Below are 15,271 nucleotides of genomic sequence, written 5' to 3'. Positions count from 1 at the left end.
ATTGAACGTTACGCGGTAGCGAGGGTTTGGGCGAGGTACTCGTCGGGGCTGAGGTAGCCGAGTCTTTGTTGGATTCGGGTGCTGTTCCACCAACGCAGATACTCGGTTAGCCCGATGTGGAACTGCTCGACGGTGCTGGGTTGCTGGATCCGGAACCATTCCTCTTTGAGGTGACTGAAAAATCCTTCCATGGCGGCGTTATCCAGGCATGTGCCCTTGCGGGACATCGATTGAGTCAGCCCGGCTCCCCGTAGCGTGTCTTGCCAGAGCGTGTGCCGGTACTGAAATCCCTGATCAGAATGGACCAGGGGTCGCTCGTTCGGAGCGAGGCCGCTGATCGCAGTGCGAAGGCCATCGGTGACCATCTTGACGCTCGGAGACGGACCTGCCATGACAGAGACGATCCGGTTGTCATGAAGATCAAGGACCGGCGAGACATAAATTTTGGAGGCGCCAACCGTAAACTCGGTGACGTCGGTGGCCCATTTGGTGTGTTTGGTCGCGGTCTCGAACTGGCGGTTCAACACGTTCTTAGCAGCCTACCGACCTCGCCACGGTAGGAGTTATATCTGCGCCGGCGACGCACTGGGCTTTGCAACCCGAGCGCGCGCATGAGCTTCAGCACGGTCTTCTTCGACACTGTCCATCCCTCTCGCAGCAGCATGGCCAGGACGCGTCGATGCCCATAAGCGCTTCGCGCCTGCGTGAAAACCTGGCGAATGGCTTCTTTGAGTTTCGCGTGCCGATCGGGCCGGGTGAGCCGGTTGCGGTGGTCGTAGAACGTGGACCGCGGAATCTTTGCCAGGTGCAGCAACAGCGGTAACCGGTGGTGGGCCTTGAGGTCATCGATCGCTTGAACTTTCAGCGTCGTTCCTGTGCCCTCAAGGCCCGCAATTTTCCCAGGTACGCCACCTCCGCACGTAACCGCTCGTTCTCCCTTCGGAGTTGCTCAACCTCGCTCTCGGGAAGTGCGTTCTCGCGATTGACCGGTCGCCGGCCCCGTTTCTTCGGGCGTAAGCCGTCTTCACCATCGCGCCGGTAAATTCTCGTCCAATTCGTGACGGTGCCGGGAGAGGGAAGGTCATACTCCTTGGCCAGGACGCGTCCGGACACGCCCTGAAGATGACGCCGCACGATCAAGAGCTTGGTTTCGATGTCGTACTGCTTACGGTCTCTTGTCATCAGCGCACCCGATCCTCGAACCTGCCATCGTTCATACAACATTTGGACAGGGTTGGGTGCTAGATCAAGAGCAAGCGCGACGGACTTCGCAGTCAGCCCTTGCTCGAACAACTCGATAGCCGACACTGCATCGGAGTGACTCAACGTGCTTCTCAAGTACATCTGACTACTCCCTGAAGAAGGATCCTAAATTGGGTGTCCAACTTCCGGGGACCACTCCAGCAGGCCATTGGTGTTCTCGTTGATGCCGCGCTGCCAGGGTGAGTGCGGGTCGCAGAAGTAGATCTCGATGCCGGTGTCGATCTTCACGGTTTTCCCGTCCTGCATCTCGATGCCCTGGTCCCAGGTCAGGGAATGACGCAGTGCCTTGGGGAGCGTCTTGATCTTCGCGGCCAGCGCATCACGCATCTGCTCGGCTTTGTACCCGTCTGGCAGGTGCACGAGCATCGTGTAATTGGTGGTCCGCTCGACCAGCGTCCCGATCGCGGACAGGTTGCCTTTGCCGATTATTAAATCCCCTTCCCAATGCCCTGGCACCGCCCGGTCCTGAACCTCAGGTGGGACGCTCGGAAATGTTGATCATTCCCGGGATCCGGTTCTTGCGCTGGCCGGCCTTTCTGCAGGGCTGCCTGATAGCCCGCCCGGTGCGCAAACACGCGGCCAGATCACGCTTCAGCGCCCCGCGGGACTGCACGTAAAGGGACTGGTAGATCGTCTCGGGTGACACCCGCATCTCCGGCTCATCAGGGAACTCAACCCGGAGCCGTCCTGAGATCTGCTCGGGTGAGTACTTCTTTGTCAGGTCCTCTTCCACCTTCGCACGCAACACCGGGTTCGTATGCAGTTTCGCTGGTTTCGGCCGCGAAGCCCGCTCATAGGCCAGCGCGTGAGCGGACGTCGCCCGGTAGGGCAATCCCGCCACCGAGTTGCGCCGCAGCTCACGGGACACCGTGGAGGCCGCTCTGCCGACCACGGCTCCGATCTGCCGCAGTGATTGTCCCTGGGCGCGCAGTATTGCGATCTCCTCTCGCTGGCCGAAAGTCAGACACCGGCCCTTCAGATCACGGCCCCGTCGGGGCCTGACACCGCCCGCCTCAAGCAGGACCCTGCGCCCAGTCCGCCGGCTCGTATTGATCGGAGCCACAGCGTCCGTGATGAAATCACCGGCCTGCATCCCGGCCCAAAAAACCTGCAAGAGATCAGGCCTCAAATGAATTGAATACCCCGCCATGACAACACCCATCCGCTAAGTGTTGCAATCACCGCAAGAACCCAAGGATCCTTGGGCGGGCAGTTAGAGGGCCGGCGTCAGGAAAACACTAAGTTCAACGTGAGCAACAGAACCCCGGTGGAGAAGAGCAAAACGCTGAAACCAGTTCCAAGGGATTCCATAGCCTTGACCTGTCGTTGCTCTTCATCCTGCTCGGGTCGGTTCCGGTTGAACATCGCCATGATGGTCTGGTACTGATATCGCGCTATGTCCTTACGGAATGTAAACCAAATAGCAGAGACGAGAAGGAGTACCAGCCCAAATCCGTTGGTGTTTGCGGTGCCCGTAGATAATTCGAGCGCGTATACCGCAAGCAAATAAATGCCGGCGGCTGCCGCCACGGACACGGCAAACTGAATCCGGCGACGCTTGTCGAACGCCTGACGTGGTCCGTCCAACCGAGATGGCTTGTCCTGCGCTCTAGCGTGCGCATCCATAGAAAGGTCCCTATGCCTCCGACAACGAAGAACACGCCGAGGGTCACTAACAAAAGTTCACGCATAGTCCTGACATTATCCTGACCGCTGAATCGGTCGGGAATGCCTCAGCCAATCCCATCTGTTTATAGCAGGGCCCCTCTCTAGTGTGCACTACGTTTGATCGGCTGCCGACATTGATGATGGATCAAGCAGCTGCCCCAGCGAAGCAGATAAGCAGCGCACCATGCTTGTCCCAGGAGGGGCCCCTCGCATTCCGTCCCGTTAGCCGGTGGTCTATCGGACGTGAACGGGCGTCCCATAAGGGATCCCCTTGCGGTCACCTTTGGATGAACGTTTACTGCCAGGGATTCCTGACGCTGCTTACCCCATCGTATGGTCATTCCAAACCGCTATATTGAGACGCGGACACTGATCGCAGAACGGGGACTGCAGATGGCACCTTTCGCTCCCAGCTACGGAGGAGTGGGACTTGACCCCGTGCTCGTAGTGGCCTTCTCCGCCGTCCTGCTGTTGATTCTTGGAATTTCCGCGTTCGTGATCATGAGGCGACGTAAGAAATAGTTGGATCCGTGTTTGTCGGATACGCGAGGGCGGGAAAGCCCAACGAGAAAGATAAGCGTGCGGTAGGGGATCGGCTTACGGGCGCTGGTGATCAAATCCACCAGCGAAAGGGTAGACCTTTACAGGATTCGCTGCGCTCATACCGTCCCCCAACTGCCCTTGCCTGACTCCACATGCGAGGTGGTCCTGAATGAGGCTGTCACAGCCACAGGGATGACGCCGGGCAGTACCCGGGAGAAGCCGACAGTCCAACCGCAGATGCCGCCTCGCGACGCATGGCCGCCAGCGCAGAGGACAATGAAATGCTGGTCGTCACAGCCGATGAATCGCTGGGACAGATCCTGACTCGAAACGGCCGCCATTGCCGTCGCTGTTTGCAACATTAACGGAATCGCGACTTCGTAGAGACTGCGCCGGCTGAGCTATCCGCGGTGCACGCTCATCGCTATTGAGCGCGGTGAACGTAGAGGTCGCGGAGCAGCGCGATCTCGGCTCCGTGGTGCAGGATCTCCTGGTTCTCCCACCACACGATCGTCGGAAACGTCTCCTCGGCGTCGCTGCCGTACGGGTAGCTGCTTAGTCCGGTCCGGTCGTAGTCGGACTCGTCGACACTGAGCAGTACTCGGCGCCAGTCGGCTGCGGCGTGACGGAACCTCTCGATGGCGCCGGCTGCATCTGGTCGTGATTCGTAAGTCGCTCGATCGAACGTCCGGTCGCCCCCGAGGTGGCTGGACCGGCCCAACAGCGTCTCGGAGATGTGATCGAGCCGCCAGGCGATCGTCGTGAGGGGCGGGGGCCACGGACTTTCAGGGGCGCCGTCTCGTCCCCACTTCCCCGCGCCGATGAGCTTGATGGCGCCCGGTCCGGGCCCATCGGTGCGCCTCCGAACCGACCAGCACGCGTTGACCGGTTCCCACAGGTACTCGGCGTCCGTTAGCACCGGTACGTCGACGTCGCTGCCATCACCTGAGTTGCTGGTGGGCCCGGCGAGGCGAGTGAGAAGTCGCTCCGTTGCCCAGTCGTACTGCTCGAGCAGTGGCTGGAGGCGCTGATTGGTCATCATGGCACAAAGCATAGTCTCAACGTCAGGCCGGTAAGGCCCCCGAACGATTGACGATCCTCAAGCGTGCATGGTCAGCGACCGGCTTACGGGCAAAGGTTTGTTGGTGGCCGTGAGAAAGTGCCCACACGCGGCCACGAGTGGGCCCGTATATGGCCAGGATCTGGTGGCCGCCAGTGGGCAGGGCATTTCGTTGATAAGCACCGGACGATCGCACCATCAACGCCGTTCGTGCCGTCCCATAGTCCGTCCCGGTGCGTCCTCCAACTGGCCCAGGCGGGGTCGGGGCGAAACAGTCAGTTCAAACGGTGTCTGAGCCACTTGATCGTCCAATCTGCGGAAGCCGAACGGCGTTGCTGCAGGTCGCCGGGCACGCCCTTTGTCATCGTTGCTGCATGACGCCAGTAGCTGGCGAGGATCGCAAGGAATGAATCCACGGCCACCGGATCGGCGGCCGCGCCCCTTGCTGTGCCGAGAAACGCACGATTGAGATCGTTCATCCCAGCGTCCGATTCGAGAAGGAGGCAAACCACATCCGCCCAGGCGGGACCGGTGCACGCCCGTCCCCAATCCAGTATGCAGATCGCGCCATTGTCATCGACGGTGAGGTTGTCGTGGCGGAGATCGAAATGGAGCAGCGTCTCGCCAACCAAAAGGGCGTCAGACCGTCGCTCCAGCTCCGCCAACTGGTGCAGATTCTGCTGCTCCCACTTAGTAAGGTCACCAACTGTGAGTGCATCGCGGTGGCCTGACCCTTCGAGCAGTGCCCATGTTGTGCTGCGGCCCCTCATCCGGTCGGCCAGCGAGGGAAGTCCCGCCACAGGGGAGGGCGTGAGCACTCCGGTCAAGTCGTCGAGCATCGAAAGAACGGCATTGAGCTGGCGTCTTGACCACGGTTCTGCGGGCATGATCCCTGGGGCAACATCGAAGCCTAAAACAATCCACCCGTCAGCGACTTCTTCAAACCGCAACCGCGGGCTGGGTACACGCGATGCGATTGCCCTAGCCACCCGTGCTTCGGTTCGATAGTCGTTCGCCGGCAACGAATCGACGCCAACTGCCTTGAAGAAGAATGAATCGGTGGAAGTCGCCGCGACTCCGGCCACGCTGCCGGAATACCCGCCGTCAACCAGCTCAATGGCCACCTGAGCCGCGCCAGCCTCTTTGATCAGTACGGCACGAATGCCGTCCGCCAAGTTCATCCACCGATTATCCATTTCCCAATGGAACGGGGAACGGCCAAGAACCGCAACATCGGGCGTCATGAGGGAGCGAACCGGTCCGTTGGGCTTGGCAACGAGCGGGCACCGTTCGTGGCTGTATCGCTGGTTTGCCCCGGAATCCGTGTGGTCGTGAATTCCATTTGCTGATCAGCTACCAAGAAAGGTCGTAGAGCAGCATCCGTTACGCGATACGAGCCCGGTGCCGGATTAGTCTCATGATGGTGATGACGGAGGCCGGGACCAGGAGAACGGCGCTGCAGATGAGTTGGACCAGGTTTGTGTTGATATTTCCTGCCCCAGGCCAGGGGACATAACCGAAGCGATTGCCTCCGTACTCAACAATTTCGGTGATTGAAGTGGCGAGACCGAGGATTGCCAGAAGGGCAAGGATGGCCCAGCCGAGACTGCTGAGACGGATGGTGACCGGGCTGGTGGTGGGTTTTGGTGCTGCTTGTGGGGTGCTCATTGTCTTTTCCTTTCGTTGCTGCTGTTTCCTGCTCCAGCTGAGGTCAGCGGACAGGCCGCGGAGGGCGCGACTGGCGATGGCACGGTCCACTGAGCCCCGTGACAGTGCTCTTCGTTCGCCGTCGACAAGCTGCTCGTAGATGTCCGAAATCAGCTCATCGCGTCGCTGCTGGGCCACCTCGCCGGGCAAGGACTGGGTGTAGAAGTTGACCCACCAGAGAACCGCCGCGGTGGTTCTCGACGTTGGAAGCTCCCGGAGGCTGGTCATTGCTGAACCGGCCGGAGGATAGTTATTGGGTGCGGGGTCGTGGCTGGAGCTTTATGGGCCGCACTCAAGGCTGTGGTTCCCTGGGATGAGATGCGGTAGAGGCGGCGCCGTGGCCGATGTTCAGCCTCAGCAATGTCCGGGTCTTCCCACTCCGTTTCCAGCAGGCCAGCGTCTGCTAGGCGGGCTAACACCTTGTACAGAGTGCCATGGCCTGTCAGTGACTTTCCGCCGTCTTCGGATAGTGCGCTTGCCAGCGCGAACCCGTACATGGGGGTCCGCTTTGAGTGCGCTTGCTGGGCAATCTCCAGAACACGGACCTCCAATGGAAGCAGCGTGCCTTCTTTACGTCGGGGCATGCCCAAAGAATAGGAAGATACCTTCCCTATGTCAATGGCTGAGACTTTCCGGCCGGTTATCTTGCCTGGTCGGTTCGTTGATGTAAGCCCGTCCTGGCTCAAACACCCGCCCGAAAGCCGGTGGCTCAGCGGACGCCGCCGCGTCGACTTGGGGATCCTTTACCGGACGCTACTAGTAAGTTTGCGTGGCCCAGCTGGGCCACGCAGCTGACCCAGAATCAAGGTCCATGCCCAGCAGACGAATCAAGCACGCCTCTTCTGGTAGTCGCGTCACCGCCCAAAGACTGTAAGAGCGCCCGTGGGAATGCGCAGGGATCCATTCGAGCACCTCATTAAGGTCGGCTCCTGAAAGCTCCCACTCCTCTTTTGCGTCACCGCCTTCCGCCCAGAAATGGACCCGGTACGTTGGGTCGGCGACCTGGAGGGTCTGATCCCGCGAGTCGATAAGTTCTGCTTTCATCCACTGACCGTATCCTTCTGCGCCGAAGCCGCAGTGCGCCTTGATGGATCCCTAACCGGGCACTTCTCTTCGGCCGCGTGAATACGGCAATTCCATCTCGACTGCTGATCAGCGTGTTCGTCCGAAACTTCTGACACAGCCGATTCCACCTGGCGACCTAGACCGGAACTGCGGTGTCCTGGAACAGAACGACGGCGACGTAGACAACTTCGAGCGCGATCCCAACGAGAGTTAAGACGATGTACCGTGCCCGTACTGGACCGATGGGTTCATCCCGGGACCACGGATGTCGTATGGCATATATGGAGCCGATGGCCAACATTGCGAATCCTGCCAGTCCTACCGCAAGCACGGCCTTCTCCGGACGGCCCGCATCACCACACTTCTCGTATTTGTCCCCACACCCCTAAGGCTATGTGAGGTCCTGACGGGCGTGCTGTGAACGGTCGATGGCGCGGGCCGTGTCCGGTGAAGGATCCTCCATCGAAACGCTGCGGCAGCCAATTTAGGCTTCCCCTTCGCTGATCACCGTGGGCAGGCGGCCATGCTCCTTCAGAATTCCTTGAAGCTCCCCTTGAAGCTTATGCGCCGCAGCGTAAGTGAACTTGATGGCAAAGTTTCGAAGTCTCAACTCGGCCTCCATGCTGAGTTCTGGACTGCAGTCTTCTAGTCGGAAGGATAAATCCGGGGTGCTGTCTCCACTGATTATCACGACTGCATTTGAGCTTTCCTTGGTGGCGTAACCAACCGCTACTCCTGTGTCTGAACGATGTTCACTCACCGCATTTACGCTCAGCCTTAACCGGATATCATTGGTACCAACTTGGCTATAGCTTCCCCCTCCGCTAATGCCGAATATTGGTCGGTACGCGTAACCTTTCTGATCAACCTCTGACTGAATACTTTGGGCGCCAAGGCGTTCGGCTGCTTCTTCCCTTAGAAGTTTTTCCAGACCTTTGTGGACGCGATTAGCAGCCTCCTCGCGCGTCTCGAGCCGATCTTGCTGAAAAGCCAAAAGATTCTGGATCTGAGTAAGGCTAGCATCGGCCTGCTCCGCCGTACGCGCGGACTCTAGCAATTCCGCAAGGTAAGACAGTACCGACTCCAATCGTTCTGCGACGTAGTCGACCATCTCCTGGTGGTGGTGGTTGTCAGCAGCTTCAAGCGCTTGCAGGTATCGACGTTTCTTACTCGCGTATACGACAAATGGGACGCCATAACTCTCAAGAAGCGGCATCGAGCTAAAGGCGCGAGCAACTCTACCGTTTCCGTCCGCGAACGGATGTATGTGTGCAATTACCCAGTGTACGTAGGCGCATTTTAAGACGGGGTGAGCGTTGATAAACTCCTCACTTCGGCAGGTTCTTAACAGCTCTTCCATCTCTTGCGGAACCTGATTAGGCGGGGCATAGTGATGAATATTACCATCGCGTTCCAGAACTGCATTTAGTTCAGTTTTGTAAGCGCCGGAAATAAATCTATGGTCCTGTGTTCCAAATTGTGTTCTTACTGGATGAATCTCTTGTGATTTGGTGGCAATTGTGTGAAGGTCTCTAATATCAACTTCTGCTAATGGTCTTTCAAGGGGAGTCTCAGCCCACTCCCTGACTTGAAAGTAGGCGGCCAACTGATCAGCAAAGTGTTGCGCTGCTCCGTCCCCACTACGTTCAAGCTCTTCCTCCCATCCAGGATGTTCCATTGCAACCGTGTACGTAGCGCCTTCGTCATACAGGTTCTCTACTGCGCCCGTCTCAAATGCTGTGGCTCTCAAAATGCGATCCTGGGCCCACCGCAAGCCGCGCTCGGAGTCGGTGTCGGCGACCGATTGGATCCTCGCCGCAACTCTCGTCAGTGCGTCCTTGTCAACTGTGCATGTTGCCCAGTGGGAGAAAGGGCAGAGGGCGGTGTAAGCAAGGGTTGATTTAGCCATAGTTGCAATGTACCAACGCTTCTGTTGTTGCAGTTGGTGTACCGGGCGCATGCTGAAGCGGGCCACATGTCAGCGGTGACTGGTCCGTGCTGAGGAGATCCAATGCGGAATGAGGCCGCGCCCGTAAGCCGGTCGATCACCGTGCCCCGGGAACCTGCCGGCAGGTTCCCGGACGATTGCTGGCCTAGGCGATGTACGTAAGACCCGCACGATGATATGCACGGTGATGGGGGGGGGATTACTGCAACCGTGTTTGTTAGGACTGGAATGAAGATCGGTTATGCCCGCGTCTCGACAAACGACCAGGACCTGACCGCCCAACGAAACGCACTCCGTGCCTTGGGAGTTGAGGAGAAGCAGATCTTCGTCGATCAAGGACTGACGGGAGCTAACCGGGTACGCCCTGGGCTCCGTGAAGCTATGGCGGCGTGTCGGGCCGGAGATACGCTCGTGGTGACCAAGCTGGACCGTTTGGCACGTTCCCTTTCCGATGCCCGGGACATAGCCGATGGGCTGACGGCCAAAGGGGTGGTGCTAAGTCTCGGCGGCAGCATCCACGATCCGACTGATCCGGTCGGCCGGCTGCTGTTTAACGTCCTGGGGATAGTGGCCGAGTTTGAGGCGGATCTGATCCGGATGCGCACCCCCGAGGGCATGGCAGTCGCAAAAGCGAAGGGGCGACTGGGAGGCAAGCAACCAAAATTATCCAGGACGCAGCGGAAAACATCTTCTAACGCTGCACGATGCCGGTGAGCATACTCAGGCTGAACTGGGGGCCCGCGGTGCAGAAATTTCCCTGCGGCGCTCCTTCGTCGCTGATCTCCTCCGGGATTTTCCCTCCCCTTGCCCTGCGGGTAGACAGGCCTCCGTCGGCCACAGCTCCGCAAGCTTCGCCAGCAGCCAAAACAACGGGGGGAGAGGGGAAGCTGGCCGGTCACCAAAGCCGCGCCGCTATGGTCCGCGCCAGCACCCGTTTCTACCCGCTTGACAGACATAGAAGCGTCGGGGGAGAGGGGAAGCTGGCCACTCACCACGAGCGCCCCACCCACAGAATCCTCAGCAAAGGACGAGAGAATTTCCATGAACAACGAACTGCGCATCTCCAGCCCCGCCGACATTCTCGGTTTCATCCCGCGACCTCAACTATTAACGATTCTTCGGATAATACAGGCCGCCAGTAGACGCTACGTTTTTGGATCCCGGTCGCACGAGACAGGCCGATGGTCAGGGCAAGGCCGTGCAGTGACTTCAAACCAAACGCGCCCCCTTGGCCTTTACTTGACATAATGTACATTATCGGCGTTTAGCATGAAGCCGGTTGGGGCGGCCACTTAGCCCCAATCCTTGGCGCTTGGCAGTTTCACGCAAAATCGTCACTCCGGGATCCGTGAATTCCGAGAGCCGGATCGGCCTGTGGCAGCTTCAGGGGGTTCGGATCGGAATTGGATGCTCGTGCCTCCATTCCAACCCCGACGCGCGGCGCAGCCGAGTCATCAACTATTAGTTGACATAACTCACGATGTGGGATGTCCCCACAGACACCACATTCCACCCGGGCCACCTCAGGCAGCGCCTACGATCCGTCTACAGCACCTGCAGCCGGCCCAGCCGCAAACCGGCTGGGGCGGCTTCCATTACAAGATCTGGCGCAATTGGAGCCCGTCGCGGAAGATTGGCTCATGTCTGCCATCTGGATCGCCACGGTCACAATCAAGACCGCCCGACCGAGAGACGTCGCTCGGTTCTGGCGCGAACTACTCGGCTATCGGATCGCGCCCAACCACAGTGAATCGGTGAAGTTGGTCGGCGACGACGGGCCAACTCTCCTCATCCAGGCGTCCGATCGCCCCATCCAACAGGGCGCGATCCACCTGGACCTCCGCCCGGAGGATCAGTCAGCCTGTGTCAGGCGCGCCCTCAAGCTCGGAGCCACACATGCAGACATCGGGCAGTCCGGCGACGAGGGATGGGTTGTCCTGGCAGACCCCGGCGGAAACCTGTTTTGCATTCTCCAGTCCGAAGATCATTACAAACGCTCCCTGGCCAACAACCCTGGAACTCCATCACCCATCGATTGAGGGTGAGGCTTGGCGCACGAAATGGGCGCCAGCGTCCACCATCGTCGAGGCAATGGCGCGCTCACCGGCCGACCGATCGCCCATGAAGGCATCCGGCTCAGAATAGCGCCGCCCAACTAGGCGCCGACATAGGCGGCGAGGTGCTCGCCGGTGAGCGTGGAACGCGCGGCGACAAGGTCGGCAGGTGTTCCCTCGAAGACAATCCGGCCGCCGTCGTGCCCTGCGCCGGGACCCAGGTCGATGATCCAATCCGCGTGCGCCATGACCGCCTGGTGGTGTTCGATGACGATGACCGATTTACCTGAATCCACAAGGCGGTCGAGGAGGCCCAGCAGGTTCTCGACGTCGGCGAGGTGCAAGCCGGTTGTGGGCTCGTCCAGGACATAGACCTCGCCCTTCTCGGCCATCTGGGTGGCCAGCTTAAGCCGCTGGCGCTCCCCGCCCGAGAGCGTGGTGAGCGGCTGGCCGAGGCTGAGGTAGCCCAGGCCGACGTCGGCGAGTCGCTCAAGGATGGTTCGCGCGGCCGGCGTCTTGGCCTCGCCCTCGGCGAAGAAGCCAGCGGCCTCCGTAACGGACATAGCCAGCACCTCGGCGATGTTGCGGCCCCCGAGCGTGTACTCCAGCACGGAAGCCTGGAAGCGTCGGCCCTCGCACTCCTCACAGAGGGACTCGACGGTGGCCATCACGCCCAGTTCGGTGAAGATGACGCCGGCGCCGTTGCAGGTGGGGCAGGCGCCTTCGGAGTTCGAGCTGAACAGCGCCGGCTTGACGCCGTTGGCTTTGGCGAACGCCTTGCGGATGGGCTCAAGCAAGCCGGTGTAGGTGGCCGGGTTGCTGCGGCGGGACCCTCGGATTGCGCCCTGGTCGATCACCACCACGCCCTCCCGTTCGGCCACCGAACCGTGGATGAGCGAGCTCTTGCCCGAGCCGGCCACCCCGGTGACCACGATGAGCACACCCAGCGGAATGTCGACGTCGACCCCCTGCAGATTGTTCATCGAGGCGCCGCGGACCTCCAGCGCTCCGGTAGCCTTGCGGACCGAGTCCTTGAGGGACGCGCGGTCCCCCAGGTGGCGCCCGGTGATGGTTTCGCTCCCCCGCAGGCCCTCGACGCTGCCTTCGAAGCAGACCGTGCCGCCCGCGCTGCCGGCCCCGGGACCGAGGTCGACGATATGGTCAGCGATGGCAATGGTCTCCGGCTTGTGTTCCACCACGAGCACGGTGTTGCCCTTGTCGCGCAGTTGGAGCAGCAGCTGGTTCATCCGCTCGATGTCGTGCGGGTGCAGCCCTATGGTGGGCTCATCAAAGACGTAGGTGACGTCGGTGAGCGAGGAGCCAAGGTGCCGGATCATCTTGGTGCGCTGCGCCTCTCCCCCGGACAGTGTGCCGGCCGGCCGGTCCAGGCTGAGGTAGCCCAGGCCGATGTCTGAGAACGAGTCGAGCAGGTGCTGAAGCCCCTTGAGCAGGGGTGCCACGGAAGCGTCCTTGAGCTCACGGACCCACCCGGCGAGGTCGCTGATCTGCATCTGGCACAGCTCGGCGATGTTTTTGCCATGGATCCTGGAGGACAGGGCCTGCTGGGTCAGCCGGGTCCCCTCGCACTCCGGACAGGTCTGGAAAGTCACCGCGCGCTCCACAAACCGGCGCACATGCGGCTGCATCGCCTCGGGGTCCTTGGACAGCATCGTCTTCTGGATCTTCGGGATGATCCCCTCAAAGGTCAGGTTGACACCCTCCACCTTGATCTTGGTGGGCTCCGCGTACAGCATCGTGTCCAGCTGCTTCTTCGTGAATTTCGAGATCGGCTTGTCCATCGGCAGGCCAACACCCTCGAACAACCGCCCGTACCAGCCGTCCATCGAGTAGCCGGGAACAAGGAGAGCACCGTCGGTGAGCGACTTCCCGTCCTCGTACAGCGCTGTGAGGTCGATGTCATTGACGCTGCCCATTCCCTCACACCGCGGGCACATCCCGCCGAGGTAGACGGCCTGGTTGACGACGGCCTTCTCGACCCGTCCGCCTTTGTCCGTGGACATGACGCCGCTGGCCTTGCGGGTCGGAACGTTGAAGGAGAACGCCGTGGGCGGGCCGACGTATGGCGTGCCCAGCCGGCTGAAGAGGATTCGGAGCATGGCGTTCGCGTCAGTGGCGGTGCCCACCGTGGAACGGGGGTTCGCGCCCATCCGCTCCTGGTCAACGATGATCGCCGTCGTTAGTCCCTCAAGGAAGTCCACCTCGGGCCGGGCCAGCGAGGGCATAAAGCCCTGGACGAAGGCGCTGTATGTTTCATTGATCATGCGCTGCGACTCGGCAGCGATGGTGGCGAACACCAGGGAGCTCTTGCCCGAGCCCGAGACGCCGGTGAATACCGTCAGGCGCCGTTTCGGCAGCTCGACGGTGACGTCCTTGAGGTTGTTCTCCCGCGCGCCCTGCACGCGGATCAGATCGTGGCTGTCGGCAACGTGCTGCGCAGGCGGCTGCGTGTCTGTCCTCGTGGCGATGCTCATCGTGTCTCCATCTGTTAGTCGGACCCGCCTTCGCAGTCGGTGTCGCCTGGCTCGGTCCCATCAGCCTCGGTCCAATCAGCTTCGAGCAGCGAGCCTGATGTCTATGGCTGTCATTCTAGGTGCGGGTTCGTGAGCGGCGCTTCTCCATTCCTGACCAGTCTGGTCACCTCTCAGGTCAAACATAGGGGTCTGCCCAGTCCAAACCCCATCTGGCCGGCCCGGCCATTGTCTTATCAGCCCGGCTCGCCAAGAATGAACGAATGACGGTCTATGTGCGCTCACTGGAAACTGCCCTTCCGCCGACATTGCTGATCCAGACGGAAGCCAGGGATGTTTTCGCGGCGCAGCCAGGGCTCACCAGGTTGGGTTCCAGGCTCGTGAGCACATGTTTCGACTCCGCTGCCATCGATACGCGCTATACGGCAGTCGAGGAATTGACCATGGATTCCCGGGCGGATAATCCCCAGTTCTTCGACCCGGCCACAGGGCTCCTCCTGAATCCCAGCACCAAGGTCCGCAACGACATTTTTGGACGCGAGGCCACCAAGCTCTTTGTCAACGCGGCGCAGGCAGCCGTGGATGCCTGTCCCGATCTGGACTTACGCGACATAACTCATCTGATCACGGTGTCCTGCACCGGCTTCTTCAACCCCGGCCCTGACTACAAAATTGTCCGTGCCCTGGGGCTGGATCCGGCAGTCCAGCGTTACCATCTGGGCTTTATGGGGTGCTATGCCGCCTTTCCAGCCCTGCGCGCCGCCAAGTCCTTCTGCGAGGCCGATCCGCAGGCCGTCGTCCTGGTGGTCTGCGCCGAACTCTGCTCGCTGCACGTCCGCACCTCCAACGATCCGGACACCATCATGGGGTCGGCACTGTTCGCGGACGGCGCTGCCGCCGCCGTCGTTACGGCACGGGAGACGCCGGAAGCGCTGCTGCAGCTTGACTGTTTTGAAACCGTGCTGACGCCCGTCGGTGAGGAATCGATGGCCTGGAACATCGGCGACCACGGGTTTGAAATGGTGCTCGGAAACTATGTCCCCCACATCATCGACGACCACATCGTGGGGGCGCTGGAGCCGCTCCTGGCCCGTGACCCCTCCGTGCAAGGCCGCCCCTACAGCGATATTCGGCACTGGGCCATCCATCCAGGCGGACGAAGCATCCTGGACAAGGTCCAGTCGCGGCTCGAGCTCACAGACCAGCAGCTCGTACCGGCCCGCGAGACCCTTCGGAACTACGGAAACATGAGCAGCGCCACCGTCCTGTTTGTCCTCAAGCACATTCTGGAACAGGCCCCGGAGGACGGCGCCGAGCGCATCTGCTCCATGGCCTTCGGACCCGGACTCACCGTGGAGACCGGCCTTTTCACAAAGCTCCGCCAGGCTACGGGTGGTAAGCCTCAAGTGTCGGAACCTGACCAGGAGCGGGCTGAAGGGCAGCCGACGGCGGAATCGTCGCTGGCCTGAGGCGC

The 15,271-nt window shown here is 60.6% G+C and carries 15 protein-coding genes and 1 pseudogene; 4 read left to right on the top strand and 12 right to left on the bottom strand.

What is annotated here, in order from left to right:
• Positions 1–8: 8 nt before the first annotated feature.
• The 6 genes from J7E83_RS04275 to J7E83_RS04250 all read right to left on the bottom strand — a co-directional run bounded on the left by J7E83_RS04275 (position 9) and on the right by J7E83_RS04250 (position 2,889).
• Positions 9–527, bottom strand: coding sequence for an IS3 family transposase (locus tag J7E83_RS04275; RefSeq protein WP_214959399.1), 519 nt, complete (start codon positions 525–527; stop codon positions 9–11).
• Positions 521–814 carry an IS3 family transposase gene (locus J7E83_RS21575; protein WP_214959396.1) on the bottom strand — a complete coding sequence of 98 codons (294 nt, stop codon included), beginning with the start codon at positions 812–814 and terminating at the stop codon, positions 521–523. The genes J7E83_RS04275 and J7E83_RS21575 overlap by 7 nt, the downstream gene beginning before the upstream one ends.
• 47 nt (positions 815–861) lie before the next feature.
• Entirely contained in the window at positions 862–1,344 is a 483-nt protein-coding gene (locus J7E83_RS04265) for a helix-turn-helix domain-containing protein (protein ID WP_214959394.1), read from the bottom strand.
• Positions 1,345–1,368: 24 nt separating this feature from the next.
• On the bottom strand, positions 1,369–1,719 hold the full coding sequence (locus J7E83_RS04260; RefSeq protein ID WP_214959392.1) for an IS30 family transposase: 351 nt from the start codon (positions 1,717–1,719) through the stop codon (positions 1,369–1,371).
• Between the two features lie 16 nt (positions 1,720–1,735).
• A complete protein-coding gene (locus J7E83_RS04255) occupies positions 1,736–2,377 on the bottom strand; it encodes a helix-turn-helix domain-containing protein (RefSeq protein WP_214959390.1) in 642 nt (213 codons plus the stop codon).
• A gap of 113 nt (positions 2,378–2,490) precedes the next feature.
• On the bottom strand, positions 2,491–2,889 hold the full coding sequence (locus J7E83_RS04250; RefSeq protein ID WP_251043440.1) for a hypothetical protein: 399 nt from the start codon (positions 2,887–2,889) through the stop codon (positions 2,491–2,493).
• Between the two features lie 435 nt (positions 2,890–3,324).
• On the opposite strand from J7E83_RS04250, the gene J7E83_RS04245 reads away from it, so the two are divergent.
• Positions 3,325–3,453 (top strand): PEP-CTERM sorting domain-containing protein, encoded by a 129-nt coding sequence (locus J7E83_RS04245; RefSeq protein WP_214959388.1) that lies wholly within the window; start codon positions 3,325–3,327, stop codon positions 3,451–3,453.
• 445 nt (positions 3,454–3,898) lie between these two features.
• Here the strand turns inward: J7E83_RS04245 and J7E83_RS04240 are convergent, their stop codons facing one another.
• The 5 genes from J7E83_RS04240 to J7E83_RS04220 form a co-directional block, all read right to left on the bottom strand.
• Positions 3,899–4,516, bottom strand: a complete 618-nt coding sequence (locus J7E83_RS04240; RefSeq protein WP_251043439.1) for a DinB family protein — start codon at positions 4,514–4,516, stop codon at positions 3,899–3,901.
• Between the two features lie 293 nt (positions 4,517–4,809).
• Positions 4,810–5,715 (bottom strand): aminoglycoside phosphotransferase family protein, encoded by a 906-nt coding sequence (locus J7E83_RS04235; RefSeq protein WP_214959386.1) that lies wholly within the window; start codon positions 5,713–5,715, stop codon positions 4,810–4,812.
• A gap of 202 nt (positions 5,716–5,917) precedes the next feature.
• The gene (locus J7E83_RS04230) at positions 5,918–6,469 is read right to left on the bottom strand and encodes a hypothetical protein (RefSeq protein WP_214959383.1); all 552 of its coding nucleotides are present in this window, start codon (positions 6,467–6,469) and stop codon (positions 5,918–5,920) included.
• The gene (locus J7E83_RS04225; RefSeq protein WP_214959381.1) at positions 6,466–6,825 is read right to left on the bottom strand and encodes a PadR family transcriptional regulator; all 360 of its coding nucleotides are present in this window, start codon (positions 6,823–6,825) and stop codon (positions 6,466–6,468) included. The genes J7E83_RS04230 and J7E83_RS04225 overlap by 4 nt, the downstream gene beginning before the upstream one ends.
• Before the next feature lie 965 nt (positions 6,826–7,790).
• The gene (locus J7E83_RS04220; RefSeq protein ID WP_214959379.1) at positions 7,791–9,215 is read right to left on the bottom strand and encodes a Fic family protein; all 1,425 of its coding nucleotides are present in this window, start codon (positions 9,213–9,215) and stop codon (positions 7,791–7,793) included.
• Positions 9,216–9,482: 267 nt separating this feature from the next.
• On the opposite strand from J7E83_RS04220, the pseudogene J7E83_RS04215 reads away from it, so the two are divergent.
• Both J7E83_RS04215 and J7E83_RS04210 read left to right on the top strand, forming a co-directional pair.
• A pseudogene (locus J7E83_RS04215) lies at positions 9,483–10,203 on the top strand (recombinase family protein).
• Positions 10,204–10,894: 691 nt separating this feature from the next.
• On the top strand, positions 10,895–11,293 hold the full coding sequence (locus J7E83_RS04210) for a VOC family protein (protein WP_214959377.1): 399 nt from the start codon (positions 10,895–10,897) through the stop codon (positions 11,291–11,293).
• Between the two features lie 116 nt (positions 11,294–11,409).
• Here the strand turns inward: J7E83_RS04210 and J7E83_RS04205 are convergent, their stop codons facing one another.
• Positions 11,410–13,800 carry an excinuclease ABC subunit UvrA gene (locus J7E83_RS04205; RefSeq protein ID WP_214959375.1) on the bottom strand — a complete coding sequence of 797 codons (2,391 nt, stop codon included), beginning with the start codon at positions 13,798–13,800 and terminating at the stop codon, positions 11,410–11,412.
• Between the two features lie 260 nt (positions 13,801–14,060).
• Between J7E83_RS04205 and J7E83_RS04200 the strand changes: the two genes are divergently transcribed.
• Positions 14,061–15,266: a type III polyketide synthase gene (locus tag J7E83_RS04200; protein WP_214959373.1), complete on the top strand. Its 1,206-nt coding sequence runs from the start codon at positions 14,061–14,063 to the stop codon at positions 15,264–15,266.
• Positions 15,267–15,271 lie beyond the last annotated feature (5 nt).

It is taken from the genome of Arthrobacter sp. ISL-48, from assembly GCF_018613805.1.
Classification (GTDB): domain Bacteria; phylum Actinomycetota; class Actinomycetes; order Actinomycetales; family Micrococcaceae; genus Arthrobacter.
The sequence above is the reverse complement of the archived record's forward strand: the minus strand, read 5'-3'. Positions and strand labels throughout refer to the sequence as shown.

Bases quoted from the DNA above. Each gene is read 5' to 3' on its own strand.
- J7E83_RS04265 (WP_214959394.1), bottom strand. From the start codon at position 1,344: ATGTACTTGAGAAGCACGTTGAGTCACTCCGATGCAGTGTCGGCTATC.
- J7E83_RS04250 (WP_251043440.1), bottom strand. From the start codon at position 2,889: ATGGATGCGCACGCTAGAGCGCAGGACAAGCCATCTCGGTTGGACGGA.
- J7E83_RS04245 (WP_214959388.1), top strand. From the start codon at position 3,325: ATGGCACCTTTCGCTCCCAGCTACGGAGGAGTGGGACTTGACCCCGTG.
- J7E83_RS04240 (WP_251043439.1), bottom strand. From the start codon at position 4,516: ATGATGACCAATCAGCGCCTCCAGCCACTGCTCGAGCAGTACGACTGG.
- J7E83_RS04235 (WP_214959386.1), bottom strand. From the start codon at position 5,715: ATGAACTTGGCGGACGGCATTCGTGCCGTACTGATCAAAGAGGCTGGC.
- J7E83_RS04230 (WP_214959383.1), bottom strand. From the start codon at position 6,469: ATGACCAGCCTCCGGGAGCTTCCAACGTCGAGAACCACCGCGGCGGTT.
- J7E83_RS04225 (WP_214959381.1), bottom strand. From the start codon at position 6,825: ATGCCCCGACGTAAAGAAGGCACGCTGCTTCCATTGGAGGTCCGTGTT.
- J7E83_RS04220 (WP_214959379.1), bottom strand. From the start codon at position 9,215: ATGGCTAAATCAACCCTTGCTTACACCGCCCTCTGCCCTTTCTCCCAC.
- J7E83_RS04210 (WP_214959377.1), top strand. From the start codon at position 10,895: ATGTCTGCCATCTGGATCGCCACGGTCACAATCAAGACCGCCCGACCG.
- J7E83_RS04205 (WP_214959375.1), bottom strand. From the start codon at position 13,800: ATGAGCATCGCCACGAGGACAGACACGCAGCCGCCTGCGCAGCACGTT.
- J7E83_RS04200 (WP_214959373.1), top strand. From the start codon at position 14,061: ATGACGGTCTATGTGCGCTCACTGGAAACTGCCCTTCCGCCGACATTG.